General features: G+C 71.4%; 25 protein-coding genes, 1 pseudogene and 1 riboswitch. Of the genes and pseudogenes, 15 read left to right on the top strand and 11 right to left on the bottom strand.

Annotated elements, in window-relative coordinates:
* The first annotated feature begins 50 nt into the window (after positions 1-50).
* Both ABZ385_RS32255 and ABZ385_RS32250 read left to right on the top strand, forming a co-directional pair.
* The gene (locus ABZ385_RS32255) at positions 51-413 is read left to right on the top strand and encodes a hypothetical protein (protein ID WP_358914106.1); all 363 of its coding nucleotides are present in this window, start codon (positions 51-53) and stop codon (positions 411-413) included.
* Between the two features lie 10 nt (positions 414-423).
* A complete protein-coding gene (locus tag ABZ385_RS32250) occupies positions 424-5,244 on the top strand; it encodes a caspase family protein (protein WP_358914105.1) in 4,821 nt (1,606 codons plus the stop codon).
* On the opposite strand, the gene ABZ385_RS32245 is transcribed toward ABZ385_RS32250, so the two are convergent.
* The gene (locus ABZ385_RS32245; protein ID WP_358914104.1) at positions 5,144-5,467 is read right to left on the bottom strand and encodes a DUF4031 domain-containing protein; all 324 of its coding nucleotides are present in this window, start codon (positions 5,465-5,467) and stop codon (positions 5,144-5,146) included. The two genes, ABZ385_RS32250 and ABZ385_RS32245, sit on opposite strands and share 101 nt — an antisense overlap.
* Complete coding sequence (locus ABZ385_RS32240) at positions 5,464-5,820, bottom strand: hypothetical protein (RefSeq protein WP_358587252.1); 357 nt, start codon at positions 5,818-5,820, stop codon at positions 5,464-5,466. Before ABZ385_RS32240 ends, ABZ385_RS32245 begins: the two co-directional genes overlap by 4 nt.
* Positions 5,821-6,000: 180 nt before the next feature.
* Here ABZ385_RS32240 and ABZ385_RS32235 point away from each other — a divergent pair, with 180 nt between their 5' ends.
* The 4 genes from ABZ385_RS32235 to ABZ385_RS32220 all read left to right on the top strand — a co-directional run bounded on the left by ABZ385_RS32235 (position 6,001) and on the right by ABZ385_RS32220 (position 8,571).
* A complete protein-coding gene (locus ABZ385_RS32235; protein ID WP_358587250.1) occupies positions 6,001-6,933 on the top strand; it encodes a MurR/RpiR family transcriptional regulator in 933 nt (310 codons plus the stop codon).
* Between the two features lie 89 nt (positions 6,934-7,022).
* A complete protein-coding gene (gene murQ, locus ABZ385_RS32230; protein ID WP_358587248.1) occupies positions 7,023-7,964 on the top strand; it encodes an N-acetylmuramic acid 6-phosphate etherase in 942 nt (313 codons plus the stop codon).
* Between the two features lie 59 nt (positions 7,965-8,023).
* Entirely contained in the window at positions 8,024-8,305 is a 282-nt protein-coding gene (locus ABZ385_RS32225) for a type II toxin-antitoxin system Phd/YefM family antitoxin (protein ID WP_358587245.1), read from the top strand.
* Positions 8,302-8,571 carry a type II toxin-antitoxin system RelE/ParE family toxin gene (locus ABZ385_RS32220; protein ID WP_358587243.1) on the top strand — a complete coding sequence of 90 codons (270 nt, stop codon included), beginning with the start codon at positions 8,302-8,304 and terminating at the stop codon, positions 8,569-8,571. The genes ABZ385_RS32225 and ABZ385_RS32220 overlap by 4 nt, the downstream gene beginning before the upstream one ends.
* A gap of 16 nt (positions 8,572-8,587) precedes the next feature.
* Here ABZ385_RS32220 and ABZ385_RS32215 read toward each other — a convergent pair whose 3' ends face one another.
* Together ABZ385_RS32215 and ABZ385_RS32210 are read right to left on the bottom strand one after the other, a co-directional pair.
* A complete protein-coding gene (locus tag ABZ385_RS32215) occupies positions 8,588-8,815 on the bottom strand; it encodes a hypothetical protein (protein WP_358587241.1) in 228 nt (75 codons plus the stop codon).
* Positions 8,812-9,024, bottom strand: a complete 213-nt coding sequence (locus ABZ385_RS32210) for a hypothetical protein (protein WP_358587239.1) — start codon at positions 9,022-9,024, stop codon at positions 8,812-8,814. Before ABZ385_RS32210 ends, ABZ385_RS32215 begins: the two co-directional genes overlap by 4 nt.
* A 119-nt stretch (positions 9,025-9,143) precedes the next feature.
* Here ABZ385_RS32210 and ABZ385_RS32205 point away from each other — a divergent pair, with 119 nt between their 5' ends.
* The 5 genes from ABZ385_RS32205 to ABZ385_RS32185 all read left to right on the top strand — a co-directional run bounded on the left by ABZ385_RS32205 (position 9,144) and on the right by ABZ385_RS32185 (position 12,703).
* Positions 9,144-9,980 carry a helix-turn-helix transcriptional regulator gene (locus ABZ385_RS32205; RefSeq protein WP_358587237.1) on the top strand — a complete coding sequence of 279 codons (837 nt, stop codon included), beginning with the start codon at positions 9,144-9,146 and terminating at the stop codon, positions 9,978-9,980.
* Entirely contained in the window at positions 9,967-10,233 is a 267-nt protein-coding gene (locus ABZ385_RS32200; RefSeq protein WP_358587235.1) for a DUF397 domain-containing protein, read from the top strand. Before ABZ385_RS32205 ends, ABZ385_RS32200 begins: the two co-directional genes overlap by 14 nt.
* Before the next feature lie 49 nt (positions 10,234-10,282).
* Positions 10,283-10,549 carry a DUF397 domain-containing protein gene (locus ABZ385_RS32195; protein ID WP_358587232.1) on the top strand — a complete coding sequence of 89 codons (267 nt, stop codon included), beginning with the start codon at positions 10,283-10,285 and terminating at the stop codon, positions 10,547-10,549.
* Positions 10,550-10,638: 89 nt separating this feature from the next.
* Entirely contained in the window at positions 10,639-11,502 is an 864-nt protein-coding gene (locus ABZ385_RS32190) for a hypothetical protein (protein WP_358587230.1), read from the top strand.
* A 349-nt stretch (positions 11,503-11,851) separates the two neighbouring features.
* A complete protein-coding gene (locus tag ABZ385_RS32185; RefSeq protein WP_358914103.1) occupies positions 11,852-12,703 on the top strand; it encodes a hypothetical protein in 852 nt (283 codons plus the stop codon).
* Between the two features lie 168 nt (positions 12,704-12,871).
* On the opposite strand, the gene groL is transcribed toward ABZ385_RS32185, so the two are convergent.
* The 4 genes from groL to thrC all read right to left on the bottom strand — a co-directional run bounded on the left by groL (position 12,872) and on the right by thrC (position 17,256).
* Positions 12,872-14,497, bottom strand: a complete 1,626-nt coding sequence (groL, locus tag ABZ385_RS32180; protein ID WP_358588374.1) for a chaperonin GroEL — start codon at positions 14,495-14,497, stop codon at positions 12,872-12,874.
* Positions 14,498-14,906: 409 nt separating this feature from the next.
* The gene (locus ABZ385_RS32175; RefSeq protein WP_005315736.1) at positions 14,907-15,110 is read right to left on the bottom strand and encodes a cold-shock protein; all 204 of its coding nucleotides are present in this window, start codon (positions 15,108-15,110) and stop codon (positions 14,907-14,909) included.
* Between the two features lie 421 nt (positions 15,111-15,531).
* Positions 15,532-15,807: a ubiquitin-like small modifier protein 1 gene (locus tag ABZ385_RS32170; RefSeq protein WP_150169311.1), complete on the bottom strand. Its 276-nt coding sequence runs from the start codon at positions 15,805-15,807 to the stop codon at positions 15,532-15,534.
* Positions 15,808-15,903: 96 nt separating this feature from the next.
* A complete protein-coding gene (gene thrC, locus ABZ385_RS32165) occupies positions 15,904-17,256 on the bottom strand; it encodes a threonine synthase (RefSeq protein WP_358697070.1) in 1,353 nt (450 codons plus the stop codon).
* Positions 17,250-17,378: riboswitch (SAM riboswitch) on the bottom strand. Its footprint overlaps the gene before it by 7 nt.
* Positions 17,379-17,551: 173 nt before the next feature.
* Here thrC and ABZ385_RS32160 point away from each other — a divergent pair.
* Together ABZ385_RS32160 and ABZ385_RS32155 are read left to right on the top strand one after the other, a co-directional pair.
* On the top strand, positions 17,552-18,496 hold the full coding sequence (locus ABZ385_RS32160; protein ID WP_358588369.1) for a glucosyl-3-phosphoglycerate synthase: 945 nt from the start codon (positions 17,552-17,554) through the stop codon (positions 18,494-18,496).
* Positions 18,497-18,549: 53 nt separating this feature from the next.
* Positions 18,550-19,977: a trehalose-6-phosphate synthase gene (locus ABZ385_RS32155; RefSeq protein ID WP_358588367.1), complete on the top strand. Its 1,428-nt coding sequence runs from the start codon at positions 18,550-18,552 to the stop codon at positions 19,975-19,977.
* A 437-nt stretch (positions 19,978-20,414) separates the two neighbouring features.
* Here the strand turns inward: ABZ385_RS32155 and otsB are convergent, their stop codons facing one another.
* Genes otsB through ABZ385_RS32140 form a run of 3 tightly spaced genes read right to left on the bottom strand, consistent with a single transcriptional unit; the run spans position 20,415 to position 22,797 of the window.
* A complete protein-coding gene (gene otsB, locus ABZ385_RS32150; protein WP_358588365.1) occupies positions 20,415-21,287 on the bottom strand; it encodes a trehalose-phosphatase in 873 nt (290 codons plus the stop codon).
* A gap of 19 nt (positions 21,288-21,306) precedes the next feature.
* On the bottom strand, positions 21,307-21,570 hold the full coding sequence (locus ABZ385_RS32145) for a DUF3263 domain-containing protein (RefSeq protein WP_358914102.1): 264 nt from the start codon (positions 21,568-21,570) through the stop codon (positions 21,307-21,309).
* Positions 21,571-21,579: 9 nt separating this feature from the next.
* Positions 21,580-22,797 carry an extracellular solute-binding protein gene (locus ABZ385_RS32140; RefSeq protein ID WP_358588376.1) on the bottom strand — a complete coding sequence of 406 codons (1,218 nt, stop codon included), beginning with the start codon at positions 22,795-22,797 and terminating at the stop codon, positions 21,580-21,582.
* Between the two features lie 293 nt (positions 22,798-23,090).
* Here ABZ385_RS32140 and ABZ385_RS32135 point away from each other — a divergent pair, with 293 nt between their 5' ends.
* Positions 23,091-23,984 carry a sugar isomerase gene (locus tag ABZ385_RS32135; protein ID WP_358914101.1) on the top strand — a complete coding sequence of 298 codons (894 nt, stop codon included), beginning with the start codon at positions 23,091-23,093 and terminating at the stop codon, positions 23,982-23,984.
* 326 nt (positions 23,985-24,310) lie between these two features.
* Positions 24,311-24,496 (top strand): annotated as a pseudogene (locus tag ABZ385_RS32130) (hypothetical protein); the annotation flags it as partial.

Raw genomic sequence — 24,496 nt, 5'->3', positions numbered from 1 at the left:
GAGAGATCCACCCGCGTCGGCGGCGGGCGGCACACGGGTCAGGGGACGCGATGAACGAGACTGACGGGGCAGACGCGGTGGACCGCGTCGAAGGCCGGTCCCTGCCCTTCTGGGTGGCCGCCACGGACGAGGACGACCCGGCCGACGCCGATTCGATGGGCCTGTTCGGCCGGGACGGCGACGCGGTGCTGCGCTCTGTCCCGCTCGGCCCGCTCCGCAAGAACCTCGCGGAGACCGTCGATGCCCTCCAGCAGGTCTTCGCGGACATCTCCGCGCGCCAGGGCACCCTGCCACTGGCGGAGGCCCAGCTGTCCTTCCAGGTCACCGCGAGCGGCGCCATCCAGCTCATCGGCACCGGCCAGGTGCAGGGCACGCGAGGCCTGACCCTTACGTTCAAGCGTCCCACCGCCTGAGGCCGCGGCCGTGCCCCAGCACAAGGCCCTGCTCATCGGGGCGAGTGAGTACGACGATCCGCTGATCGACCATCTTCCCTTCATCCAGGACGACCTGGTGCGGATGCGCGATGTCCTCACCGACCGCGGCTTCGCGTCGGTGGAGATCGTCGAGAACAAGCGGGGCATCATCCCGAGCGTCATCCACGCCCAGGTCCGCGGCTTCCTGCGGGACGCCAGGGCGGACGACACGTTGCTGATCCTGCTCAGCGGGCACGGCCACCACTTCGACGGCAAGGACTTCCTGATCCCGGAGGACGCCACGTTCGACGTCGAGCCGTTCTCTGACAGCTGCGTCGAGATCGGCTGGCGCAAGGAGCTGGAGGAGTCGCGCGCGGGCCACGTCGTCTTCCTGGTCGACGCATGCCGCGAGGGCGTCCAGCGGGACACCAAGGGCGACCCGCCCGGCATCCGGCGCTGGTCCCGGCGCAAGGTCCACGACACGCTGCGCCGCAAGGTCGCCTACGTCTACGCCTGTTCGGCGGCCCAGCAGGCCCTGTTCGTCCGCGAGTCGGACACCGCGGCGCCCGGCACCGCCACCGACATCCAGCCGGGCGAGTCGTTCAGCCTCTTCTCACGTGCCGCGGCGGACGTCATCGCACGCCACCCGCACGCGATGCGGCTGGGGGAGTTCTCCGAGCAGACGCAGCGCCGGGTCGAGACGCTGCACCGCGCTTACAAGCCGGGCCGCGACCCGCAGCAACTGAAGGTGATCTGCGAACTGGATCCCGGCGAGCGGGACTTCCCGCTGCTCCCGGGCCCCGACCGGCACATCGAGGCGCATCCCTGGATCCGCTCCGTCCGCAAGCATCCGGTGTGGCAGCGCACCCGGCCGGGCCCGGTCCGCGACACCCTCCACGAACTGTGCGTCACCCTCGCGGGGCGGCTCGCCGCCGGTTACGAGGCGGCGGCGCCGGCGCTGCGCGAGGACCCGTGGCACGACGCGGAACTGGCGCTGCGCGCCCACGGCCGGCTCGGCTTCCTGGCCCGCCGGCTCGCCGACGACGTGCAGTTCTCGCCGTCCGAGGCCGCACTCGCCGTACTGCTGCCGCTGGTCGAGCAGGCCTTCTGGGCGCAGGAGGCGAACCGGCACGCCGGTGTCCTCGCCGACGCGAAGGCGGTAACGGGACCCGACCGGGACCGCTTCGAGAACTTCACCCAGGGCTTTCCGCGCGTCAGGCGCAGGCTGCGCGCCCTGGAGCAGGCCAAGTCCACCGACGGCTCGCTGGCGCGGATCCGGTGGTGGCTCTTCCACCGCTGGCTGATCCAGCAGCCTTCGGTGTACTCCGCGGCGTCGTTGAAGGAGCTTCTCGAAGGTTCACCGCAGGCGCCCGCCGAAAGTTCCGCGGACGATTCGGACCATCCGGGGTGGGTGGCGCAGGCCCTCTCGGAGAACCGTCTGATGCGCTTCCTCCAGGAACATCGAGCGGCGCCCTTCGCCACGCCCCGCGGCGGCGGCCTGCGGGACCACGACGAGGTCGCCGCGAGCACCGGCGACGACCACGAGGTGCGCGAGCCGCTGGTCGCGGCGCTTACCAAGGCCGCGTACGCGATGGCGGTGGACCCCTTGGACCTGCCGGAGATCGTCGTGGAGCACCTCGGCATCTCGGACAGTGTCGACCTCGCCGAGCTGGTGGCCACGGTGCGCGGCTCGGACTGGCGCACGTCGGGCATGGGCCGCTCCCTGAACGCGGTGTGCGGGCACCCGGCGGTGCAGATCGCCCTGCGCGAGCACGCCGCCCGGGTGGACGGTCTGCTGCGGGACATCAACGGCGCGAAGAGTCCGGCGCTGACCCCGCTGAGCGGTCTGCCGCCGTACGCGGACGGCTCGCGGGTACGGCTCAGCGAGAACACCCCCGACCAGCTCTCGGACGGCATCCGCTTCCAGCTCGCCGAGGACCGCGTCCAGGAACTCCTCATGGGCGAGGAGCTTTACGGAGAGCGGGAGTTGGCGGTGCGCGAGCTGTACCAGAACGCGCTGGACGCCGTCCGCTACAGCGACTGCCGCCTCCAGTACCTGCGGCGCACCGGGCGCCCGGTCGACGCCGGGGAGGGACGGATCGACTTCTTCCAGGGCATCGACGACAAGGGGCGCCCCTATCTGGAGTGCCGCGACAACGGCATCGGCATGGGCATCGACGAGCTGAGCAACGTCTTCTCCCAGGGCGGCGCCCGCTTCGTGGACCTGCCCGAGTACATCGAGGAACAGGCCTTGTGGGCGGAGCTGCCCGAGCCGAGGATCGAGCTGCACCCCAACTCCCGTTTCGGGATCGGGGTCCTGAGCTACTTCATGCTGGCCGATGAGATCGTCGTCCTCACCTGCCGCCTGGGCCGGGACGGCCGCCCCGGACGGCTGCTCCGAGTGACGATCGCCGGCCCCGGCAACCTCTTCCGGGTCGAGGACCTGGGCCCCGGCACGGCGTCGGGCACATCGGTGAAGCTGCTGCTCACCCGGCACGAGACACCCGTGTCGTGTGTGGAGGCGCTCCAGCGGACGCTCTGGGTGGCGCCGTACCGCACGACGGCGGAGCACGGCTCGCGGCGCCACGAGTGGCTGCCGGGAGAACTGTCGCCGAGCGGCTTGGAGCGGCACGGCGGGTTCACCCCGGGCGACACGGAGGGCCACCCCTCCGACGACCCGGACCTGTGGTGGGTGGACCGCCGCGGTTACGTCCTCGCGGACGGGTTGTACGCGGGTGGGGGCGGCCCCATGGTGCCGTACGGCATCCTGCTGAATCTGCACGGGCGCCGGCGCCCCGAACTGAGCGTCGACCGTCGGCGCATCCGCTCCTACGACCGGGCACACGCGATCGAGCGGGCGAAGGCCGCCGTGCCCGGCCTCCTCACCGCCGAGGGGCCGCTGCCCACGGCCAAGTGGCTGTCCGGCGTCAGTTCGTCGGTCCTCCCTCTCGCGGACCACATCGCCGAGCAGGCCCGGCTCACCGACGCCCCGTGGCAGCTCGGGGACGTGGTGGTGCCGTTCAGCCGGATCGGGTTCTTCCCGCCGGACGAGACGCTGCTGCCCCTGGTCACCGGCCGCTATCCGGCGGAGCAGCGGCACCACGCGGCGTCCTTCCTCACCAACTTGCCGGAGCCGGTGCTGCGCTGGCGCCTGCTGGCCCTGTACCGCGCCGGGCTCGGCGTGCCGCTCACCGAGAAGGAGCGTGAGCCGGGCGCGCCGCTCTGCGCGCGTCCCTCCGACCTGACGCTGCTGACCCGGCTCACCGAGGAGGACTTCCCACGCTGGGACCTCGGGTTCACGCTCTGGCTGGACGGCCCCGATGGCGTCCTGCTGTCGGACCAGCCCTCACGCGCCCTCATCGAAACCGGTCTCGTCAGTCTCGGCGCGCTCTTCCCCTGGCGGGACCCGGCCGAGGAGATCGACCCGCCGGCGGTGTTCCAGGCGGTCAGGTCCACCGGCCTGGGGGCCGTCGAGATCGTGGAGCGGCTGACCGCGCTCGGCTACCGCACGGCCCCGCTGGGCGGCACGGCGGGCGTGACCCCAGAGGACGTGTCGCTGCTGCGCCCGCTCGGTAACCTCACCGGCTGGCTGGCGCCGGGCGCCGCGCTGCACACGGCGCAGATCTGCGTCAGCGCCGTCCTCGCCGACCGTCCGGCGCCCGACGCGGCCCGGCGGCTGCGCGAGCTGGGGTTCGACGTGCCGGACGGACCCCCGGAGCGGACCTCGTGGACCGAGGAGGAACACAACGTCGTCGACCGGCTGTGGGACGGCTTCGCCGAGCCGCCGCCCCCGGACACCGCCCACGTCCTGCTGCCCGCGCAGTTGGCGGACGTCGCCTACACCACCGGGATGGCCTTGACCGGGATCACCCGCATTCTCCAGGGGCTCGGCTTCGTCGTCCCGGACGCCGCGTCGATGGTTCCCGCCCTCACCGACGACGACCACGCCCTGCTGGGCCACGACTCCGCCAAGCCCGAGGTCGACCACCCCGTGCCGCTGCGGTACGTGACGGCGGTCGCCCGGCGTTCGGGCCAGTCCCCGCACGACGCGGCGGCTCGGCTGCGCGCGCTGGGGTACGAGGTGGCCGAGGTGCCTGACGCCGAGGAGGAGTTGCCGTCGGCCGAGGACATCGCCTTCCTGGGCCTCGGGGTGTCGTACCACCGGTTCGACGAGGACTGTCCGCTCTCCCTGGCCGTGGTCGCGGAGAGAGCCGTCACCGCCGACATCACACCGAGGGCGGCCGTGGCCCGCTTGGCCGCGCTGGGCTATGAGTGCGAGCTGGACGCCCACGTGCTGGCCCGGCTGCAGAACCGGGACGCCCAGGTGATCCGCCAGGACATGTTCCCCGACCCGGCCCACCCCGTCCGTCCTGCCGAACTCCTCGCCGCCGCGCTCCACGCCGGGATGCCGTACGGGCACCTCGACGGGCAGGGCATTGCGACTCCGGACACATCCGTCCTGGCCCACCACCTGACGGGGCTGGGCTACGAGGTGACCGAGCCGTCGCAGGACTGGTACGGCGAGCGCGAGGCGGGGCACGTGCTGCTCGGAGCGCTGAGCCCCGTACCGCTCGCCGCATCCGACTGGCGGCGGCCCGAGGCCCGTGTCTCCCTCGCCACCCTCGCCTCGATCGCGGTGCACCTGTCAATGCCGTTCCACGACGTGGCGCTGTCGGCCACGGAGCTGGGCCTGCGGCACGAGGCGCAGGAGTGGTTCAGGCCAGAGTCCCTCACGCGGAAGGCGCCGCTGGTGGTGCCCCTGGAGGAGCCGCCGGACCGGGGCCGCCCGGGGCCGGACGCCCCTTGGGCCTGCGCAGCCCCGCCTCCGTGAGCCTGCGGACCAGTTCCTTGGAGCCGGTCTCGACCGCGCCCGCCCGCACGGCGTCCTCGTACCGGTGCGCGGGGATGTCGTAGTGGTCGCGGTCGAAGGCGCGCGGCGGGGCGCCGATGGACGCCGCGAACGCGTGCAGCTCCTCGTACGAGACGTCGCTGACCAGGTGGGACCACATGCGGCCGTGGCCGGGCCAGGTCGGCGGGTCGATGTAGAGGGTCACGTCAGTTTCCCCACGGGCGCCACCACCACGCCCGCCTTGCCGCACACCCAGTGCGGGTCGGGGCCCAGCTCCGGCTCCACGTCCAGGGCGTGCGGGTCGCCCGAGCCGCAGACCGAGCACAGCGGCCAGCGCCCGTACCGCTCCAGGAGCGCGTCCTGTACGTCCTGGGCGACGAGCCCGGCGACGTAATCGATGCCTTCGGGCCACTGCTCGACCCACCAGCGGCGGTGCGCCACCGACTCCTCGACGAGCGAGACGACCTCGGCCTCGGCGACCTCGCGGGCGACGAGGTCGGCGAGGACGAGCGCGCGGGCGGCGTGCAGTGCCTGCTCCAGGGGGTCGATCGTGTCCATGGAGCCATTGTCACCCCACACGCCCCGTTCCCCCGTTCCCCCGTTCCCCCGTTCCCCCTGGCCACCGAGCCACCGAGCCACCGAGCCACCGGGCCCCCAAGCCACCGGGCCACCGGGCCACCGGGCAGGGGGCGTGGCCGAGACCTTGACCCCGCCCCGGCCTGAAAATACCTTTCAGAGGTGACCCATGACGTGAAGGAAATTTTCGCGGGCGCCGCACCCCCGGCCCCCGCCGCCCTCGCGGCCAAGGTCCGCACCCTCGCCCCGTCGATGACCCGCTCCATGCAGCGGGTCGCCGAGGCCGTCGCCGGCGACCCCGCCGGCTGCGCCGCCCTCACCGTCACCGGCCTCGCCGAACTCACCGGCACCAGCGAGGCGACGGTGGTCCGCACCGCCCGCCTCCTCGGCTACCCCGGCTACCGCGACCTGCGCCTCGCCCTCGCGGGCCTGGCCGCCCAGCAGCAGTCCGGCCGGGCGCCCGCCGTCACCGCGGACATCGCCGTCGACGACCCCATCGCGGACGTCGTCGCCAAGCTGGCCCACGACGAGCAGCAGACCCTCGCCGACACCGCCGCCGCACTGGACACCGTGCAACTGGGCGCCGCCGTGGCCGCGTTGGCCACCGCGCGGCGCGTGGAGGTCTACGGCGTCGCCGCCTCCGGCCTGGTCGCCCAGGACCTGGCGCAGAAGCTGCTGCGCATCGGCCACATCGCGCACGCGCACTCCGACCCGCACCTGGCGGTCACCACCGCCGTGACGCTGCGCGCCAAGGACGTGGCCGTCGCGATCACGCACTCCGGTTCGACGGGCGACGTCATAGAGCCGCTGCGGGTCGCCTTCGAGCACGGCGCCACCACGATCGCGATCACCGGCCGCCCCGACGGGGCCGTCTCGCAGTACGCCGATCACATACTGACCACGTCCACGGCCCGCGAGAGCGAGCTGCGGCCGGCCGCCATGTCGTCCCGCACGAGTCAACTGCTCGTCGTGGACTGCCTGTTCGTGGGCGTCGCCCAGCGTACGTACGAGACGGCGGCGCCCGCGCTCGCGGCCTCCTACGAAGCGCTCGCGCACCGCCACAGCCCGCGCGGCGGCACCAACGGCAGCCGCTGAACCGGCCGTCCTCGCTGGCCCACCGCCCACCGCCCCGCCGCCCACCGACCCCCCACCGCCCCGCAGACGAGAGAGCTGTGACCACCACCATGACCTCGACCGAAGACTACGGAGAGCTGCGCGCCCAGCTCGCCACCCTCACCACCGAGGCGTTCCGGCCCGAGCTGTCCGACATCGACCGGCTGGACACCCTGGAGATCGCGCGGATCATGAACGGCGAGGACGCCTCCGTGCCCGCGGCCGTCGCCGAGCGGCTGCCCGCCATCGCCGCCGCGATCGACGCCACCGCCGAGCGGATGGCCCGGGGCGGGCGCCTGGTCTATGCGGGCGCGGGCACGGCGGGCCGCCTCGGCGTCCTGGACGCCTCCGAGTGCCCGCCCACCTTCAACACCGACCCGGGCGAGGTCGTCGGCCTCATCGCGGGCGGGCCGAGCGCGCTGATCCGGGCGGTGGAGGGCGCGGAGGACAGCGGGGAGCTGGCCGCCGAGGACCTGGACGGCCTGAAGCTGACGGCGGACGACGTGGTGGTCGGCATCTCGGCGTCGGGCCGCACCCCGTACGCGATCGGCGCCGTCACGCACGCCCGGAAGCGGTACGGCGCGCTGACCATCGGCCTGTCCTGCAACGCGGACAGCGCGCTCGCGGCCGCCGCCGACCACGGCATCGAGGTCGTCGTGGGCCCCGAGCTCCTGACCGGCTCCACCCGCCTGAAGGCGGGCACGGCGCAGAAGCTCGTCCTGAACATGCTGTCGACGATCACGATGATCCGCCTCGGCAAGACGTACGGGAACCTCATGGTGGACGTACGCGCCTCGAACGAGAAGCTGCGCGCCCGCTCCCGCCGGATCGTCGCCCTCGCCACCGGCGCCGGTGACGAGGACATCGAGGCCGCCCTGGCCGCGACGGACGGCGAGGTGAAGGACGCCATCCTCACCCTCCTCGGCAACGTCGACGGCCCCCGGGCCGCCGAACTCCTGCGCGCCACCGACGGCCGGCTCCGCGCCGCCCTGGACCTGGCCCGCGACGCCTGACCGCGCGGGTTCCCGGCGGATATCCGGCGGGTGTACACACTCACGCGTACACTGGAGCCATGAGCGAGAACGTCACCATCCGGGAAGCGCGTGCCCACCTCGCCGACGTCGTCGACAGAGCCGAGGCCGGCGAGGTGACCGTACTGACCCGCAAGGGAAAGCGCGTGGCTGCCCTTGTGCCCATAGAGGTGCTGGACGCCCTGGATGAGGCAGCCGATGAACTGGCGGCCCGCGAGGCGGAGCGGCACCGGGGTGAACCGACGGTCGGTATGGCCGAACTCCTGGCGGACCTCTTCGAAGGTGACGGCGCCGGCGTCGGGTCCGGCGGCGACGCCGCGTGAAGTATGCCTTCCGTTTCACTAGGCACGCCCAGCGCCAACTCCGGTCCATCGACCGCCAACAAGCGCTGCACATCCTGACATCCCTGGCCCTGCTCGGCGACGACCCGCATCGCGAGGACGCCGACACCAAGAAGCTCACCGGGCACCAGGGCCTGTACCGACTGCGTGTCGGCAGCTTCCGCGTGGTCTACGAGATTCAGAACGACGTCCTGGTCATCCTCGTCGTCCACGTCGGCAACCGACGCGACGTGTACCGCGACCTGTAGTTCAGCCGCCTCGGCATCAAGGCCGGCGCGCCTCCCGGTTGACCTGGCGCACTTTCGCCCGCAGCACCTCCGCCGACGGCGCCTCCCCCACCGACGCCGGCGGGCAGTCCCACTCCCGGCCGCCGCCGATCGGCCTGAGCTGCACCAGGCCGCCCTCGCAGCCCATCACCTCGCCGACGCTGCCGTCCCGGAAGTCCACGGCGTACGTCCCCGTCTCCGGCACGTCCGGGTCCTCCGCGTTCATCGCGCCCCCTCCAGGACCGCCACCAGCCGCAGCGCGGTGTCGAGGTTGCAGCGCCCCAGCTCCACCAGGGGCAGCGCGCCCTTGTCGGCCGCGCTCAGCGGGTCCATCCGCAGCGACGGCAGCGTGACGCCGACCTCTCCGAGGGCCGCCTTCAACTGCCCTACGGCGTTCTCCGCCGCCCGCAACCTTTCCTCCGCCGTGAGTGCCATGAACCTTGCCTTTCGCACTGAGTGTTGCCGTTACCTCACCCAGAGTGGCCGCATGTGCGTAGCCTGAAAAGCACCGCAGACCCAACAACCCCCCGTGTCCAGCCGAGGAGTTGCCCGCCATGACCCGCCCCAAGAATCTCGACCCCTCGTCCAACCCCCGGGCGTTCCTCGGCTGCGAGCTGCGCCATGCCCGTGAGCGGGCCGGCCTCAGCCAGGAGGCGCTGGGGGCGCCGCTGTTCGTCAGCGGTTCGTTCATCGGCCAGCTGGAGGCGGGGACGCGGCGCATGCACCTGGAGTACGCGCGCCACTTCGACGCCGTGCTGGCCACGGACGGCTTCTTCACGCGCAACTGCGAGGTCGTCGGCAAGTCAAAATACCCCGATCACTTCGCCGAGGCGGCAGAGGCGGAGGCCGTCGCGACGGCCATTCGCGAGTACGCCCCGCAGTTGCTCCCCGGTCTCTTACAGACGCGGGGTTACGCGCGAGCAGTCTTCCGCGCCTACCAGCCGACAGCAACGGAAGATGTGATCGACGAGTTGGTGGTTGCCCGACTGGACCGAGCACATCTTCTGGATGACCCAACAACACCGTTGTTCTGGACCATCCTTGACGAAGCGGTCCTGCGCCGCAGGGTCGGGGGTGCGGTCGTCATGGCAGAGGCTCTGCGCCACGTAGCGGCGCTGGCAAGGAAGTGTCGGCTCATCGTGCAAGTGCTGCCGTTCGAGGCCGGTGCACATATGTCTCTGGGCGGCACGCTCAAGTTGATGCGGTTCGCTGACGCGCCCCCACTTGCCTTTGTTGACGGGCTCGGCATCGGACGGCTAGAAGACGATCCGGCCATCGTCGCCCGTCACGAACTGACCTACGATTTGGTTGGGGCCAGCGCACTATCACCACAAGAATCCCTGGCCCTGATCGAATCAGTGGCGGAGGATTACGCCCATGAAGAGCACTAGCCCTGAGCACAACGCGACTACCTCCACCTGGCACAGGTCCAGCTACAGCGACGCCAGTGGTGGGAACTGCCTGGAGGTCGCCACTTGGCGCAAGTCCTCGCACAGCGCCGGAGACGGCGGCAACTGCCTCGAAGTGGGTGACGGACACCCGGGGATCGTCCCGGTCCGTGACTCCAAGAACCCCGCAGGCCCCCACCTCACGTTCCGCACCGCCACCTGGTCCGCGTTCATCGCGGGCGTCAGGAGCGACTGAGCCCGGAGCTCAACCCGCACCCACTCACCGAGTAGACGGGATGACGAGCATGGAGCACACGAACCCCACGTACGACCTGAAGAGCGCGACCTGGCGCAAGTCCAGCTACAGCGGCGGCAGCGGCGCCGACTGCCTGGAGGTCGCCGCGACTTGGCGCAAGTCAAGCCGCAGCGGTGGCGAAGGCGGGAACTGCCTGGAAGTCGCCGCCGGCCACCCGGGGGTCGTTCCGGTCCGGGACTCCAAGAACCCCGGCCCGACCCTCGCGTTCCGCGAAGCGACCTGGTCCACGTTCGTCGCGGGGGTAAAGAACCACTGAGCCCACGCCAACTCCGCCGCATCGGTGCCGCCGATCGCGGCGGAGGAAGGCGCCCACCCGCGCGGGCCGGCGGTGCTACGGTCGCGCGCATGACGCTCAAGGCACGTGCGGCGCGCGCGGTGGACTTGCGGGTCGAGCCGGTCGACGCCGTGCTCGCCCATGTGGAGCGGTCGCTCCACGTCGTGCTGGACCGGCGAACGGTGGTACGCAAGCGCCGTACGGTCGGCGCGCGTACCGATCGACGGACGTGGGTCCGTATCGAAAGACGGGGACTCGACAGGATCGGCGTGCAGGGCTGGAACGGCACGGAGTGCGCCGCACGCCTGGAAGGCGTCGCACAGCCCGCCTGGCACGGCTGCGTGGTCTGGCGGGATGCCGCGGAGGAACGGGTGATGTGGCGGGCCGACGAAACCGGCCTCTTGCCGAGCCCGCCCATCGGCAACGCGGTCCTCGGCGACGACCCGAAGCTCCAGGACGCATGGTGGCAGGCGCTCAACGCCTCGTTGGACGCGCTCGCCGCCCAGGAGACCCGGCGCGTTGCCACCCCCGACACCGTCACGCTCACGCAGGAACTGGTCACCGAGGCCGTGCGCGGCATCGCGCCCGGCGCCGACTTCGATACGACCGTCGAGCGCTGGGTTCCTGCTCATGCGGACCTGAACTGGGCCAACATGACCGCCCCCACGTTCTCCCTCTTCGACTGGGAGGACTGGGGCAACGCACCACGCGGCCTCGATTCCGCGACCTTGTGGGCGAGTTCCCTCGCCGTACCGGGCCTGGCCGAGCGTGTACGTGAGGAACGACGCCACGACTTCGAGACCCGGGACGGCAAGCTGATGACGCTGTTCGTGTGCGCGAACCTCCTCGGCCCGTCCGCACACCCCGAAGACCCCCGCACGACACCCGCACGTCACAAGTCGAACCAGATCATCCGAGAGCTTCAGCCCGGCTGACCACACACCATCGCTGGTCGACGCCGTGCGCAGCTCTCTTGTATGACGGACCCTCCCCCGAAGCTCAAGCCGCCAGCCCCGAGCCCTCTTTTCATGGAACGGGAGGCGGGTCTCAACCCGCCCTCCCTCCCTGCGAGTTGACATGATCGCGGACATTCCGCGTTCGGCTTGCCACGTACCGTGACGACGCTCTACCGTGCCCACATAACGAACAACCCCCGCCAGGTGCTGGAACACCTGCCGGGGGTCTGACCACAAGATCGAGAACAGAGGTCGATCCATGGCTGCCGCCAAGCTTAGTGCTGCCCCCCTCCCCGCGCATCAGGCCCCGCCCACCGCGCCCCACCCGATGGCCGCCCCCGGCTACGGCAAGCGCTCCGCGCCGGGCCAATGCCCCCGCACCCACCACGACTTCGGCCACCTCCCGGCCCGTGAGGCCGCCATCGCCGCGTACCTGGACCGGCTCCCCGACGGCACCGACATCTCGGTGAAGACGCTGGCCAAGGAGCTGCCCTACGGCCAGTGCGCCCTGCGTACCGCCCTCAACAGGATCCAGGCGGCGGGCCACTTGCGGCGCGGCAGGGAACACATGCGCGGCACGGACGGCACCCGCTGGATCACCCGAACGTGGTTCTCCCGCACCGCACGGGACGACACCTGGTGGTCCGCCTTCACACGCGGCGAAGTACCGGAGGAGAGCGCGCAGGAGGGAAGCGAACCGGAAGAAAGCGGGCCGGGCCGGTCCCGGCCGCCGATTCGTAGCCGCGCCTATGTCCTGCTGGCGGCGCTCGGCCGCACGGCCCCCGTGCTGTCTCTCTCGTACGTCGACTGCCTGCGCCTGGAGCCGCTGGTCACGCAGTGGTTCGCGCGGGGCGCAGACGAAGCGGACGTCCTGCGTGCCCTCACCTGCGGTCTGCCCACCCCGGTCCACAGCCCGGCGGCGCTGGTCCGCAGCCGCCTGACCTCCAAACTGCCCCCGCAGCCACCTCTCCGCCCCGCCCTGCGCCTCCTTGAGTGCGCCACCTGTGGGGCGCCGGGCAGCCCGGAAGCACTGCCCGGCGGCGTATGCGGCCCCTGCCGAGGCAAACCGGACCCTCGCCGTCAGGGCCCCCTCTCCCCCGAGGCGGTCCGCGCCCACGCGGCAGCGGCCCGCACCGCAAAGGCCACAGCCGACCGCCCCCGCCACCGGACACCCGCCTGACGGCCCAGGCGCTCGGACGGCCACCGACGATCAGCACCCTGGCCCTGGCCGCGCACGATGACCGCCACCGAATCCCGGAACAAGCGGTGCGAAACGCCCGAGGGCGGCACCCCTTCGAGAAGGGGTGCCGCCCTCGGTGTGTCAGGACGGTGATCAACCAGAGGTCGATCAGAAGTCCATGTCACCGCCCGGCATGCCGCCGCCGGCCGGGGCGGCGCCCGCCTTCTCCGGCTTGTCGGCGATGACGGCCTCGGTGGTGAGGAACAGCGCGGCGATGGAGGCGGCGTTCTGCAGGGCGGAGCGCGTCACCTTCGCCGGGTCGAGGATGCCCTCGGCGATCATGTCGACGTACTCACCCGTCGCGGCGTTCAGACCGTGACCGATGGGCAGGTTGCGCACCTTCTCGACGATGACGCCACCCTCAAGGCCGGCGTTGACGGCGATCTGCTTCAGCGGGGCCTCGAGGGCCAGCTTCACGGCAGCGGCACCGGTGGCCTCGTCGCCGTCCAGCTCAAGCTTCTCGAAGACCGCGGAGGCCTGGATGAGCGCCACGCCACCACCGGCGACGATGCCCTCCTCGACGGCCGCCTTCGCGTTGCGAACGGCGTCCTCGATGCGGTGCTTGCGCTCCTTCAGCTCGACCTCGGTCGCGGCACCGGCCTTGATGACGGCCACGCCGCCCGCGAGCTTCGCCAGGCGCTCCTGGAGCTTCTCGCGGTCGTAGTCGGAGTCGCTGTTCTCGATCTCGGCGCGGATCTGGTTGACGCGGCCCTGGACCTGGTCGCTGTCACCGGCGCCGTCGACGATGGTCGTCTCGTCCTTGGTGATGACGACCTTGCGGGCGCGGCCGAGCAGGTCGAGACCGGCGTTCTCCAGCTTGAGGCCGACCTCCTCGGAGATGACGGTGCCACCGGTGAGGATGGCGATGTCGCCGAGCATGGCCTTGCGGCGGTCACCGAAGCCCGGGGCCTTGACGGCGACGGACTTGAAGGTGCCGCGGATCTTGTTGACGACGAGCGTGGACAGCGCCTCGCCCTCGACGTCCTCCGCGATGATCAGCAGCGGCTTGCCCGACTGCATGACCTTCTCCAGCAGCGGAAGGAGGTCCTTCACGTTGGAGATCTTGGAGTTGACGATCAGGATGTACGGGTCGTCGAGCGACGCCTCCATACGCTCCATGTCAGTGGCGAAGTACGCCGAGATGTAGCCCTTGTCGAAGCGCATACCCTCGGTGAGCTCCAGCTCCAGACCGAAGGTCTGGGACTCCTCGACAGTGATGACGCCTTCCTTGCCGACCTTGTCCATGGCCTCGGCGATCAGCTCGCCGATCTGGGTGTCGGCGGCGGAGATGGAGGCCGTCGAAGCGATCTGCTCCTTGGTCTCGACATCCTTCGCCTGCTCAAGGAGGGCACCGGAGACGGCCTCGACGGCCTTCTCGATGCCGCGCTTGAGGGCCATCGGGTTGGCGCCGGCGGCCACGTTGCGCAGACCCTCGCGCACCAGGGCCTGGGCCAGGACGGTCGCGGTCGTCGTGCCGTCACCGGCGACGTCGTCCGTCTTCTTCGCGACCTCCTTGACCAGCTCGGCGCCGATCTTCTCGTACGGGTCCTCGAGCTCGATCTCCTTGGCGATGGACACACCATCGTTGGTGATCGTGGGGGCGCCCCACTTCTTCTCGAGGACGACGTTGCGACCCTTGGGGCCCAGGGTCACCTTGACGGCGTCGGCGAGCTGGTTCATGCCGCGCTCGAGGCCGCGCCGTGCCTCCTCGTCGAACGCGATGATCTTGGCCATGTGAAGTGGTCCTCCCGGACAGGGGTGGAAACGCAAACGGACCGTGCTGGTGCCCGCGACGGACGGACTGCGCACCGTGTGGTTCCTTGCCCCACGCGGCCCGCGGACCTCACCGACCCGATCCAAGTTCTGTCACTCTCACTGGGAGAGTGCTAAGCCCAATGATTAGCACTCGACCCCTGCGAGTGCAAGCGCCTCTCCCGGATCCCGTAGAGTCCCGTGCCGCTTCGGCGAGGTGCGCCGGGGGATCCCGGGGGGCATACCCGCGCGGAGCCGGGCGCACACGAGGGGCCCGCGCGCCTGGCACGCCTGGCACGCCTGGCGGGAACCGGGCACGCGCGAGGGGCCCGCACCCCTGGTGGGATGCGAGCCCCTCGCGATACTTGCTTCGGTGGTCGATCGCGCCGAGCTAGACGGCGAGCTTGACCATGTCCGCCTGCGGACCCTTCTGGCCCTGCGAGATCTCGAACTCGACTCGCTGACCTTCTTCAAGGGTGCGGTAGCCGTCCATCTGGATCGCGCTGTAGTGGACGAAAACATCCGCACCACCGTCGACCGCGATGAAGCCGTACCCCTTCTCCGCGTTGAACCACTTGACGGTGCCCTGAGCCATGCCTAACTCCCCTATTACTGGCCCTTGCACAGGACCGCACTTCGCGGACCCGGGTCAGACCTCACCCCCCACTGATATGGGGGTGTGCGCCGGAACGCGTCGACCGCCGCTGAATGTATCTGTCCAACTGCCCTCTGCAACAGGTCAATCGGACGAGAAATCCGGGCACGCCTGATCGGTAATATGTGGAGAATTTGCCAAAGTCGGGGCAAGTCGGGCCGGGCAAAAGCCGTACAAGGCTCGAAAGGGCGACGTGCTTTGGCTACTTCTTGTCGGCAGCGGCCGGACTTCGTATATGCGCTCGGCACAAACGGCGAAGCAGCTTCCCCAACTGTACCGCTCTCAACCATGCAGAATTGCCCCCTCCGCTTGTCCGCGGGAGAGGGCAATTCGGGTTATGCAGGGAACTTGCGAAATCGCGTCATCCGCCTGCGACGGCCGGAATGATCGACACGCCGGCGCCGTCCGGGGTGGCCGTCTCCAGGCCCTGCTCGAAGCGGACGTCGTCGTCGTTCACGTACACGTTGACGAAGCGGCGCAGCTTGCCCTGGTCGTCCAGGACGCGGGCGGCGATGCCGGTGTGGTTCTTCTCCAGGTCGGCGATGACCTCACCCAGGGTCGCCCCCTCGGCGGCCACCTCGGCCTTGCCGCCGGTGTAGGTGCGAAGGATGGTGGGAATGCGGACGTTCACGCTCATGGGGTTCACCTCGGTAGCTCAAAGGGGCGCCCGTCGGGGGCGCGAAGGGGGAAAACTCAGGGCCCTGCGGTGACTGAACCCAAGGCCCTGCGGTGACTAACCGGCCAGGCCCGCCGAACGGAACGCCTCCAGGCTCGGCTTGATCGTCGCGGTGGCCTGCGAGGTCTCGGCGACGGCGTCCAGCGTCTTCAGGCCGTCCCCGGTGTTGAGCACCACCGTGGTCAGGGAGGGGTCGATGAGCCCCGCCTCGACCAGCTTCTTCGTGACGCCCACCGTCACACCGCCGGCGGTCTCCGCGAAGATGCCCTCGGTCCGCGCGAGCAGCTTGATCGCGTCGACGACCTGCTCGTCGTTCACGTCCTCGACGGCGCCGCCCGTGCGCCGCGCGATGTCGAGCACGTACGGCCCGTCGGCGGGGTTGCCGATGGCGAGGGACTTGGCGATGGTGTTCGGCTTCTGGGGGCGCACGACGTCGTGACCGGCCTTGAACGCGGCCGACACCGGCGAGCAGCCCTCCGCCTGGGCGCCGAAGATCTTGTAGGGCTTGTCGGCGACGAGACCGAGCGCGATCAGCTCCTTCAGACCCTTGTCGATCTTCGTGAGCTGGGAGCCGGAGGCGATCGGGATGACCAGCTGGTCCGGCAGCTCCCAGCCGAGCTGCTCGCAGATCTCGTACGCGAGGGTCTTGGAGCCCTCGCCGTAGTACGGCCGCAGATTGACGTTGACGAAGCCCCAGCCCTCGCCCAGCGGATCGCCGATCAGCTCGGAGCAGAAGCGGTTCACGTCGTCGTAGTTGCCCTCGATGCCGACCAGCTCGCCGCCGTAGACCGCGGCCATGACGACCTTGCCCTGCTCCAGGTCGTGCGGGATGAACACGCAGGAGCGGAAGCCGGCCCGGGCGGCGGCGGCGCCGACGGCGCCCGCGAGGTTGCCGGTGGAGGAGCAGGACAAGGTGGTGAAGCCGAAGGCGCGCGCCGCTTCGAGCGCCTGCGCGACGACCCGGTCCTTGAACGAGTGCGTGGGGTTCCCGGAGTCGTCCTTGACGAACAACTTGCCCTGTTGGACACCCAGTTCACGCGCGAGGTTGTCGGCCTTGACGAGCTTGGTCCAGCCGGGGTTGAGGTTCGGCTTGTCGGCGACGTCGGCGGGCACGGGGAGCAGCGGGGCGTAGCGCCAGATGTTGGCGGGGCCCGCCTCGATCCGCGCGCGCAGCGCCTCGGGGTCGCCGAGGGGAAGGTCGTAGGCCACTTCGAGGGGGCCGAAACACTCGACGCAGGCGAAGATCGGGCCGAGCGGGAAGGTGGTGCCGCATTCCCGGCAGGAGAGGCCCGAGGCGGGACCGAGATCAACGGTCGCGGCGGGGTCGGAAGTCCCGGAGGTGGTGGAGGTCGCGGTGTTCTCGGTGGCGACGGTCTGCACAGCCATGGAGGCGAGGCCCTTTCTCCTCATCTTCCTCGCGGCGCATCTCGCCGCGAGACGGAATTGGCACCTTCCCCACCGTGACCTCGCGGTCGGCGGGAGGGTTGCCGGGGCTTCAACGGGCCGTATCCCTCTGCCCCTCTGGATGAGCGGTATTCGATTGTGGGTTTCAGTTGTCGATCTCACGCGGCGACCCCGACATGCGGCGGCGACCGGCGTTGTTCAAGACTGTAACCGACGGCCCGGACCCTTGAGATAGTCGTCCGAACCGCGAGATGGATCACATGACGGGCCGTATGACGGATGACTGGAGAGGACTCTGACCGTGCTGGAAGAGGTCGAGCGCTGGCTGAGCGGGCGTTCCTGGTCGGTGGCCGACCGCCCGCTGGAACGGCTGGCCGCCGCCAAGCGCGCGTCCGGCACCTCGGTGAGCGTCGTCCTGCCCGCGCTGGACGAGCAGGAGACGGTCGGCGCGATCGTCTCCGAGATCCGCCGCGAGCTGATCGAGCGGACACCGCTGGTCGACGAGCTGGTGGTGATCGACTCCGGGTCGACGGACCGCACGGCGCAGGTGGCGCGGGAGGCGGGCGCGAAGGTCGTCCACCGCGACGAGATACTGCCGCGCCTCGCGCCGCTGCCCGGCAAGGGCGAGGTGCTGTGGCGCTCGCTGCTCGTGACCGGCGGGGACGTCGTCGCGTTCGTCGACGCCGATCTGCGGGAGTTCTCCGCCGACTTCGTCTCGGGGATCGTGGGCCCGCTGCTCACCGACCCCGACGTGGCCTTCGTCAAGGCGATGTACGACCGCCCCTTGGGGGAGGCCGCGGGCCAGGGCGGCCGGGTCACCGAGCTGATGGCGCGGCCGCTGCTGAACATGCACTGGCCGCGGCTCGCCGGCTTCGTGCAGCCGCTCGGCGGCGAGTACGCGGCCCGCAGGTCGCTCCTGGAGCGGCTGCCGTTCCCCGTCGGGTACGGGGTGGAGCTGGGCCTGCTCGTCGACGCCCTGCACACGGTGGGCCTGGACGCGCTCGCGCAGGTGGACGTCGGCGTGCGCAAGCACCGCCATCAGGACGGGCAGGCCCTCGGCCGGATGGCGGCGGCCATCTACCGCACGGCGCAGGTGCGGCTCGCGCGCGGCCACCTCGTACGCCCCGAGCTGACGCAGTTCGAGCGGGGGGAGGGGGGCTTCGAGCCGCGGACGTACGCGGTGGACACCCAGGAGCGGCCGCCGATGGCCGGCATCGCGGAGTACGCGCACCGCCGCGTGGCGTGACCGTCGGGCGCTCGCACGTTTGCCCGGGCCCGGTACGGGCTACGTTTGGCCACATGGTCCCCGAGCCCCGAACAGCAGCAGCGCAGGTACTCGTCGCGTCCAACCGCGGCCCCGTCTCGTACACCGTCGGAGAGGACGGGGAGCTGACCGCCAGGCGCGGCGGCGGCGGCCTGGTCTCCGGACTGAGCGCCATCGGCGACTCCCCCGAGGATCCCGCCGCCCTGTGGGTGTGCGCGGCGCTCGGCGAGGGCGACCGGGAGGCGGTGCGGCGCGGCGTCGCCGAGCCGGGCGTCCGGATGCTCGACATCGACGCGGGCTCCCGCGAGGGCGTGCACACGGCGGCGTACAACGGCATCGCCAACTCGGTCCTGTGGTTCGTGCACCACATGCTCTACCAGACGCCCCTGGAGCCGGCCTTCGGCCCCGAGTTCCGCGCCCAGTGGGAGGCGTACGAGACGTACAACCGGGCGTTCGCCGAGGCGCTGGCGGCGGAGGCGGCGCCGGGCGCGGCGGTCATCGTGCAGGACTACCACCTGACGCTGGTGCCGGGCATGCTGCGCGAACTCCGCGACGACCTGCGGATCGGCCACTTCTCGCACACGCCGTGGGCGCCCGCCGACTACTTCCGGATGCTGCCGGACGACGTGGCCGAACAGGTGCTGCGCGGCATGCTCGGCGCCGACCGGCTCGGCTTCCTGACAGGACGCTGGGCGGACGCCTTCACGGAGTGCTGCGTGCGGCTGCTCGGCGGGACGTCCGGGACGCGGGTGGGCGTGCACGGCCTGGGCGCCGACGCGGACTTCCTGCGCGAGCGCTCGCGGCGGGACGACGTCGAGGAGCGGATGGCGGCGCTGCGGGAGCAGGTCGGCGAGGGCCGCAAGACCATCGTGCGGGTGGACAGGACGGAGCTGTCCAAGAACATCGTGCGGGGCATGCGGGCCTACCGGGAGCTGCTGCGGACCCGCCCCGAGTGGCGCGAGCGGGTCGTGCACGTCGCCTTCGCCTACCCCTCGCGGCAGGACCTCGCGGTGTACCGCGACTACACCGCGGAGGTCTCGCGGGTCGCCGAGGAGATCAACGCGGAGTTCGGCACGGAGGGGTGGACGCCGGTGCTGCTGCGCGTCGACGACGACTTCGCCCGCTCGCTGGCGGCCTACCGGCTCGCCGACGTGGCGCTGGTCAACCCCATCCGGGACGGCATGAACCTCGTCGCGAAGGAGGTGCCGGTCGTCTCCGACGAGGGGTGCGCGCTGGTGCTCTCGCGGGAGGCGGGGGCGTACGAGGAACTGGGCGAGGACGCGATCCCGGTCAACCCCTACGACATCTGCGCCACGGCCGAGGCGCTGCACGCCGGCCTCTCCATGCCGCCGGCCGAACGGGCCGAACGCACCAAGCGCCTGGCGGCGGCCTCCACGGCACTGCCGCCGGCCCAGTGGTTCCTGGACCAGCTCCACGAACTGACGGGCGGGGACGCCGCCTAGCCCGGACGGCCCGCGGGCGGCATGCCTGTCGGCGGCTCCCCGCGGTGCCGGGCGGGGCGCCTGGGCCGGGCTGCCGCCGTCCGGCGATTGCGCGCCTCGCCTCGCGCTCCTTCCCAGGCCGCCGCTTCGCGGCGGATGTTTCCCACCCACCCACCCGTTCACCCCGCGTCGACCAGCGAGGGCCGGGGTCCCCCGGGGGGCAGGTAGGAACACCCTCGCCGAGAGGCGGCGCGGCACTGGGAACGCTCCCGCGGGGAACCCGCGCGTCGGTGGTCAGGGCGGGTGGGTGGGGAACACCCTCGCTGGGAGGCGGCGCGGCGCTTGGAACGCTCTCGCGGGGCACCGGCGTGCCCGTGGTCAGGGCGGGTGGATGGGGGACGCCCTCGCCGGGAGCAGGCGCGGTACTGAGGGCGCCCCCGGGCTGAGGGGGCGTTGGGTCAGGGGAGGTGGGTGGTGAGGGTGGTGAGGAGGGAGACCACTCCGGAGGGGCCGTCTACGACCAGGTCGGCTCGGGTGGCGAGATCCGTGACCTCCGCGCTGCCGCTGCACACCAGCAGGCCCGCCATGCCGTCCGAGCGGAGTTTCTCGACCGCGGCGAAGGCGGGGATGTCGCCGAGGTCGTCGCCCGCGTAGAGCACCGACTCCGCGCCGACCTCCCGCAGGTACGCGGCGAGCGCCACGCCCTTGTCCATGCCCGGCGGGCGCAGCTCCAGGACCATGCGGCCCGGCTCGACGATCAGCCCGTGCCGGTGCGCCAGCTCGGTGAGCGGTCCGCGCAGCGCCTCGAACGCGGCCTGCGGGTCCTGCGCGCGCCGCGTGTGCACGGCGACGGCGCGGCCCTTCTCCTCTATCCACGTACCGCGCCATGCGCCGATCGTGTCGAGGAACCCGGGCAGCTCGGCCCGGACGGCCGCGACGCCGGGATGCGGCTCGGCGGCCTGCACGGTGCCGGTCACCGCGTCCCAGCGCTCGGCGCCGTAGTGGCCGAGGACCACGAGCTGTTCGAGCCCCGGCACCCCCGCGAAGCCGCCGTAGCGCACGGCGACGCCCGCCTGGCGTCCGGTGACCACGGCGAGGGAGCGCAGGCGCGGAGCGAGCGCGGCGAGCGCGGGCACGGCGTCCGGGTGGGCGCGGGCCTGGTCGGGGTCGGGGACGATCGCGGCGAGCGTGCCGTCGAAATCGAGGGCCACGACGGATCGTTCCGGCCGCTCCAGGATCGCGGCGAGGCCCTCCCGTCCCGCGGGCGTCACGGGTTCGGGCAGGCCGGGACGTCCGGACCGGTCTGACTGCGCGTACATAGAGTCACCCATGGGCCCGACCTTAACCGCGTCAGCGCTCTTCGCGCCGGGACTCCCGCACCCGGCGCAGCCGATTGACCGTGATCGGGTCGTGCGCGAGGGCGCGGGGATCGTCCAGCAGGGCGTTGAGGAGCTGGTAGTAGCGCACGGGCACCATGCCCAGCTCCTCGCGGACGGCGCGTTCCTTCACGCCGGGGGCGGGCCAGTCGCGCCGCTCCAGGGCGAGCACGGCGCGATCCCGCGCGGAGAGCTTCCGCGCGGGCTCCGGCTGGACGGAGGGTGGCTGCTCGGTCATGCGACCAGGCTATTCCGCGCTCTCCGCGGTCGCCGCCTTGTTCTGGATCTGGGAGAGCACCGAGGCGGGGTCGCCGTTCTCCTCGACGGTCCTGCCGATGTTCTTCTTCACGTCGGCGGACACCTGCGCCCAGGACGTCTTGCCCACCGGGTACAGCTGCGAGGTCGGCAGCTCCTCGAGGAACTTGCCGAGGTCGGTGTGGCCGCGCTCCTTGGACATCGCGTCGAAGGCGGAGGTCGTCACGGGCAGGATGTCGTACTCGTTGGAGAAGTCGAGCACGTTCTTCTTGCTGTAGACGTAGTCGAGGAACTTGCCGACCTCCTTGCGGTGGCCGTTCTGCTTGAACGCCATCATCCAGTCGGCGACGCCCATCGTGGCCCGCGCCTTGCCGTTGATGCCGGGCGCCGGCACCATGCCGAACTTCACGCCCTTCTTGGCGGCCATCTTCATCAGCGTGGGATGGCCGTTGAGCATGCCGACCTCGCCGCGCGAGAACGCCGCGAACGCCTCGGCGCGGTTCAGCTCACCGGGCGCCGTCGGCCCCGTCAGGCCCTCGCCGACGAGTTCGTCCCTGAGCCAGGCGAACGTCTTGGCGTTCTGCTTGGAGTCGATGTCGTACGAGCCGACGTTGTCGGTGTAGCCGCCGCCACCGCTGAGCATCCACATCAGCGTCTCGGCGGGCGCCTCCTCCGGGCCCAGCGGCAGGGCGTAGGGGATCTTCACGCCGCGCGCCTTGAGCGCCTTGGCGTCCGACTGCAGCTCGCCCCAGCTCCGCGGCGGGGTGAGGTGCGCGTCCTTGAAGAGCTTGGTGTTGTAGAACAGCAGGCGCGTGGAGGAGGCGAACGGCATCCCGTACTGGATGCGGTTGACCTCGCCGGCCTGGGCGAGCGGCGGCAGGAAGTCGGCCTGGGTGGCGATGGAGAGCAGCTCGTCGGCCTCGTAGAGCTTGTCCTGCGCGGCGTAGTCGGCGTACGCGCCGATCTGCGCCAGGTCAGGGGCGTCGCCCTTCTTGACCATCTCCTTGACCTCGCGGTCCACGTCGGTCCAGGGGCGGACGCTCACCTCGACGTTGATGCCGGGATTGTCCTTCTCGAAGCCCTCGACGACCTGCGCCCAGTACTTCTTGGAGCTGTTCGCCGCGGAGTCGCCGTAGTCGGCGGCCACCAGCTTGAGGGTGACGTCACCGGAGTCACCGGGACCGCCGCAGCCGGCGAGGACTCCCGCCATGCCCAGTGCGGCCACCGCCGCGGTCAGTCCTGTCACGCGCCGCTGCACAGCTGTCCCACCCTCATTGCTTCCGCGTACTGGAGGCGTCCGCGCCCCAGCGCTTACGAACTGCGATTTTCCCCCGAGTTTCCCCCGAACTCGAACACAAGGTCTACACCAGCCCAGTATCACTTGTGCAACGGCGGCCCCTTTGCGCGACAGGGGCCCCATTGCCGGGCCGCCCCGGGGGCTGCTAAGCACATCACGTCCTCGCACGTATGCACGCACCGCACACCCGGTAGGAGCCTCGTCGCATGTCGCGTACCGCAGCAGAGATCGCCACCCAGCCCGCCTGCTGGCACCGGGCGGCGAAGGCAGCCGCATCGTTCGACGGGCTGCCGCGGCCGGGCGAGCGGGTCGCCGTCACCGGGTGCGGGACCTCGTGGTTCATGGCCCTCGCGTACGCGGCGCTGCGGGAGGCCGCCGGGCAGGGCGAGACGGACGCCTTCGCGTCGTCGGAGTTCCCGGCCGGGCGGCGCTACGACCGGGTGGTGGCGATCACCCGGTCCGGTACGACGACGGAGGTGCTCGACCTGCTCCGGCGGCTGAAGGGCACGGTCCCGACCGTCGCGCTGACCGCCGACCCGAGGACGCCGGTCATGGACGCGGCCGACACGGTGGCGGTCCTGGACTGGGCGGACGAGGAATCGGTCGTCCAGACCCGCTTCGCCACGACCGCGCTCGCCTTCCTGCGGGCCGGACTCGGCGACGTCCCCGGCGTCAAGTCTGTGGCGCAGGCGGCGCTCGACGCGGAACTCGCGGTGACGGAACCGCTGCCGGCGGCGGTGGTCGAGGCGGAGCAGTGGACGTTCCTGGGGAGGGGCTGGACGTACGGTCTGGCGCTGGAGGCGGCGCTGAAGATGCGGGAGGCGGCGGGGGCGTGGACGGAGGCGTACCCCGCGATGGAGTACCGCCACGGGCCGATCTCCATCACCGGCCCAGGCCGGGTGGCGTGGATGTTCGGCACGCTGCCGGAGGGCCTCGCGGCGGATGTGGCCCGGGTGGGCGGCGAACTGGTCGCCCGCCAGGAGGCGGACCCCCTGGCGGACCTGATCCGCGCGCAGCGCCTGGCGGTGACCCTGGCGGAATCCCACGGCCAGGACCCGGACCGGCCCCGTAACCTGACCCGAAGCGTGATTCTGGGCTAGCGGGGGGTCCTTGCTTTTGCCTGGCGGGGCGCCTTGGGCTGGCGGGACGCCTTGCCTGGCGGGACGCCTTAGCTGGCGGTGCGCCTAGCCTGGCGGGACGCCTTAGCTGGCGGGGCGCCTAGCCTGGCGGGACGCCTTGCCTGGCGGCGGGACGCCTTGGGCGGCGGGGGCCTTGCCCTGGCGGGGCGGCTTGGACGGGCGGGGTCTCGGTCGGGCGGTGCCTTGCCGTGGCGGGGGGCCTTGTCTGACGCGGAGCGCCCTGGGCCGCCGGCGGGGCTTCGGTCGGGCGGCGACCTGCCGTGGCCCGGGGTGGCTTGCCTTGCGCGGTGTGCCCTGAGCCAGCGGGCCCCGGTCAGGCGGCGGACGATTTGCCCTGGCGGGACGCCGGTGTGCGGCAGGGGTCTTGTCCTGGCGGGGCGCTGACGTTCTGCCTGGTCGCGACCCTGGTCGTGGCCGTGACCGCGCTCGCGACGGGCGCGCTGCTCTTCCCGCTGGGCGAGGTCACCACCATC

Source organism: Streptomyces sp. NPDC005898, from assembly GCF_040629635.1.
Lineage (GTDB): Bacteria > Actinomycetota > Actinomycetes > Streptomycetales > Streptomycetaceae > Streptomyces.
The sequence above is the reverse complement of the archived record's forward strand: the minus strand, read 5'-3'. Positions and strand labels throughout refer to the sequence as shown.

What these genes read in the sequence shown, in the direction of transcription:
- ABZ385_RS32145 (WP_358914102.1), bottom strand. Translation starts at nt 21,570, where the DNA reads ATGACCGAGCAGCCACCCTCCGTCCAGCCGGAGCCCGCGCGGAAGCTC.
- ABZ385_RS32190 (WP_358587230.1), top strand. Translation starts at nt 10,639, where the DNA reads ATGACGCTCAAGGCACGTGCGGCGCGCGCGGTGGACTTGCGGGTCGAG.
- murQ (WP_358587248.1), top strand. Translation starts at nt 7,023, where the DNA reads ATGACCTCGACCGAAGACTACGGAGAGCTGCGCGCCCAGCTCGCCACC.
- ABZ385_RS32135 (WP_358914101.1), top strand. Translation starts at nt 23,091, where the DNA reads ATGTCGCGTACCGCAGCAGAGATCGCCACCCAGCCCGCCTGCTGGCAC.
- groL (WP_358588374.1), bottom strand. Translation starts at nt 14,497, where the DNA reads ATGGCCAAGATCATCGCGTTCGACGAGGAGGCACGGCGCGGCCTCGAG.
- ABZ385_RS32205 (WP_358587237.1), top strand. Translation starts at nt 9,144, where the DNA reads ATGACCCGCCCCAAGAATCTCGACCCCTCGTCCAACCCCCGGGCGTTC.
- otsB (WP_358588365.1), bottom strand. Translation starts at nt 21,287, where the DNA reads ATGGGTGACTCTATGTACGCGCAGTCAGACCGGTCCGGACGTCCCGGC.
- thrC (WP_358697070.1), bottom strand. Translation starts at nt 17,256, where the DNA reads ATGAGGAGAAAGGGCCTCGCCTCCATGGCTGTGCAGACCGTCGCCACC.
- ABZ385_RS32225 (WP_358587245.1), top strand. Translation starts at nt 8,024, where the DNA reads ATGAGCGAGAACGTCACCATCCGGGAAGCGCGTGCCCACCTCGCCGAC.
- ABZ385_RS32200 (WP_358587235.1), top strand. Translation starts at nt 9,967, where the DNA reads ATGAAGAGCACTAGCCCTGAGCACAACGCGACTACCTCCACCTGGCAC.
- ABZ385_RS32140 (WP_358588376.1), bottom strand. Translation starts at nt 22,797, where the DNA reads ATGGCGGGAGTCCTCGCCGGCTGCGGCGGTCCCGGTGACTCCGGTGAC.
- ABZ385_RS32195 (WP_358587232.1), top strand. Translation starts at nt 10,283, where the DNA reads ATGGAGCACACGAACCCCACGTACGACCTGAAGAGCGCGACCTGGCGC.
- ABZ385_RS32175 (WP_005315736.1), bottom strand. Translation starts at nt 15,110, where the DNA reads ATGGCTCAGGGCACCGTCAAGTGGTTCAACGCGGAGAAGGGGTACGGC.
- ABZ385_RS32185 (WP_358914103.1), top strand. Translation starts at nt 11,852, where the DNA reads ATGGCCGCCCCCGGCTACGGCAAGCGCTCCGCGCCGGGCCAATGCCCC.
- ABZ385_RS32240 (WP_358587252.1), bottom strand. Translation starts at nt 5,820, where the DNA reads ATGGACACGATCGACCCCCTGGAGCAGGCACTGCACGCCGCCCGCGCG.
- ABZ385_RS32170 (WP_150169311.1), bottom strand. Translation starts at nt 15,807, where the DNA reads ATGAGCGTGAACGTCCGCATTCCCACCATCCTTCGCACCTACACCGGC.
- ABZ385_RS32210 (WP_358587239.1), bottom strand. Translation starts at nt 9,024, where the DNA reads ATGGCACTCACGGCGGAGGAAAGGTTGCGGGCGGCGGAGAACGCCGTA.
- ABZ385_RS32255 (WP_358914106.1), top strand. Translation starts at nt 51, where the DNA reads ATGAACGAGACTGACGGGGCAGACGCGGTGGACCGCGTCGAAGGCCGG.
- ABZ385_RS32155 (WP_358588367.1), top strand. Translation starts at nt 18,550, where the DNA reads ATGGTCCCCGAGCCCCGAACAGCAGCAGCGCAGGTACTCGTCGCGTCC.
- ABZ385_RS32215 (WP_358587241.1), bottom strand. Translation starts at nt 8,815, where the DNA reads ATGAACGCGGAGGACCCGGACGTGCCGGAGACGGGGACGTACGCCGTG.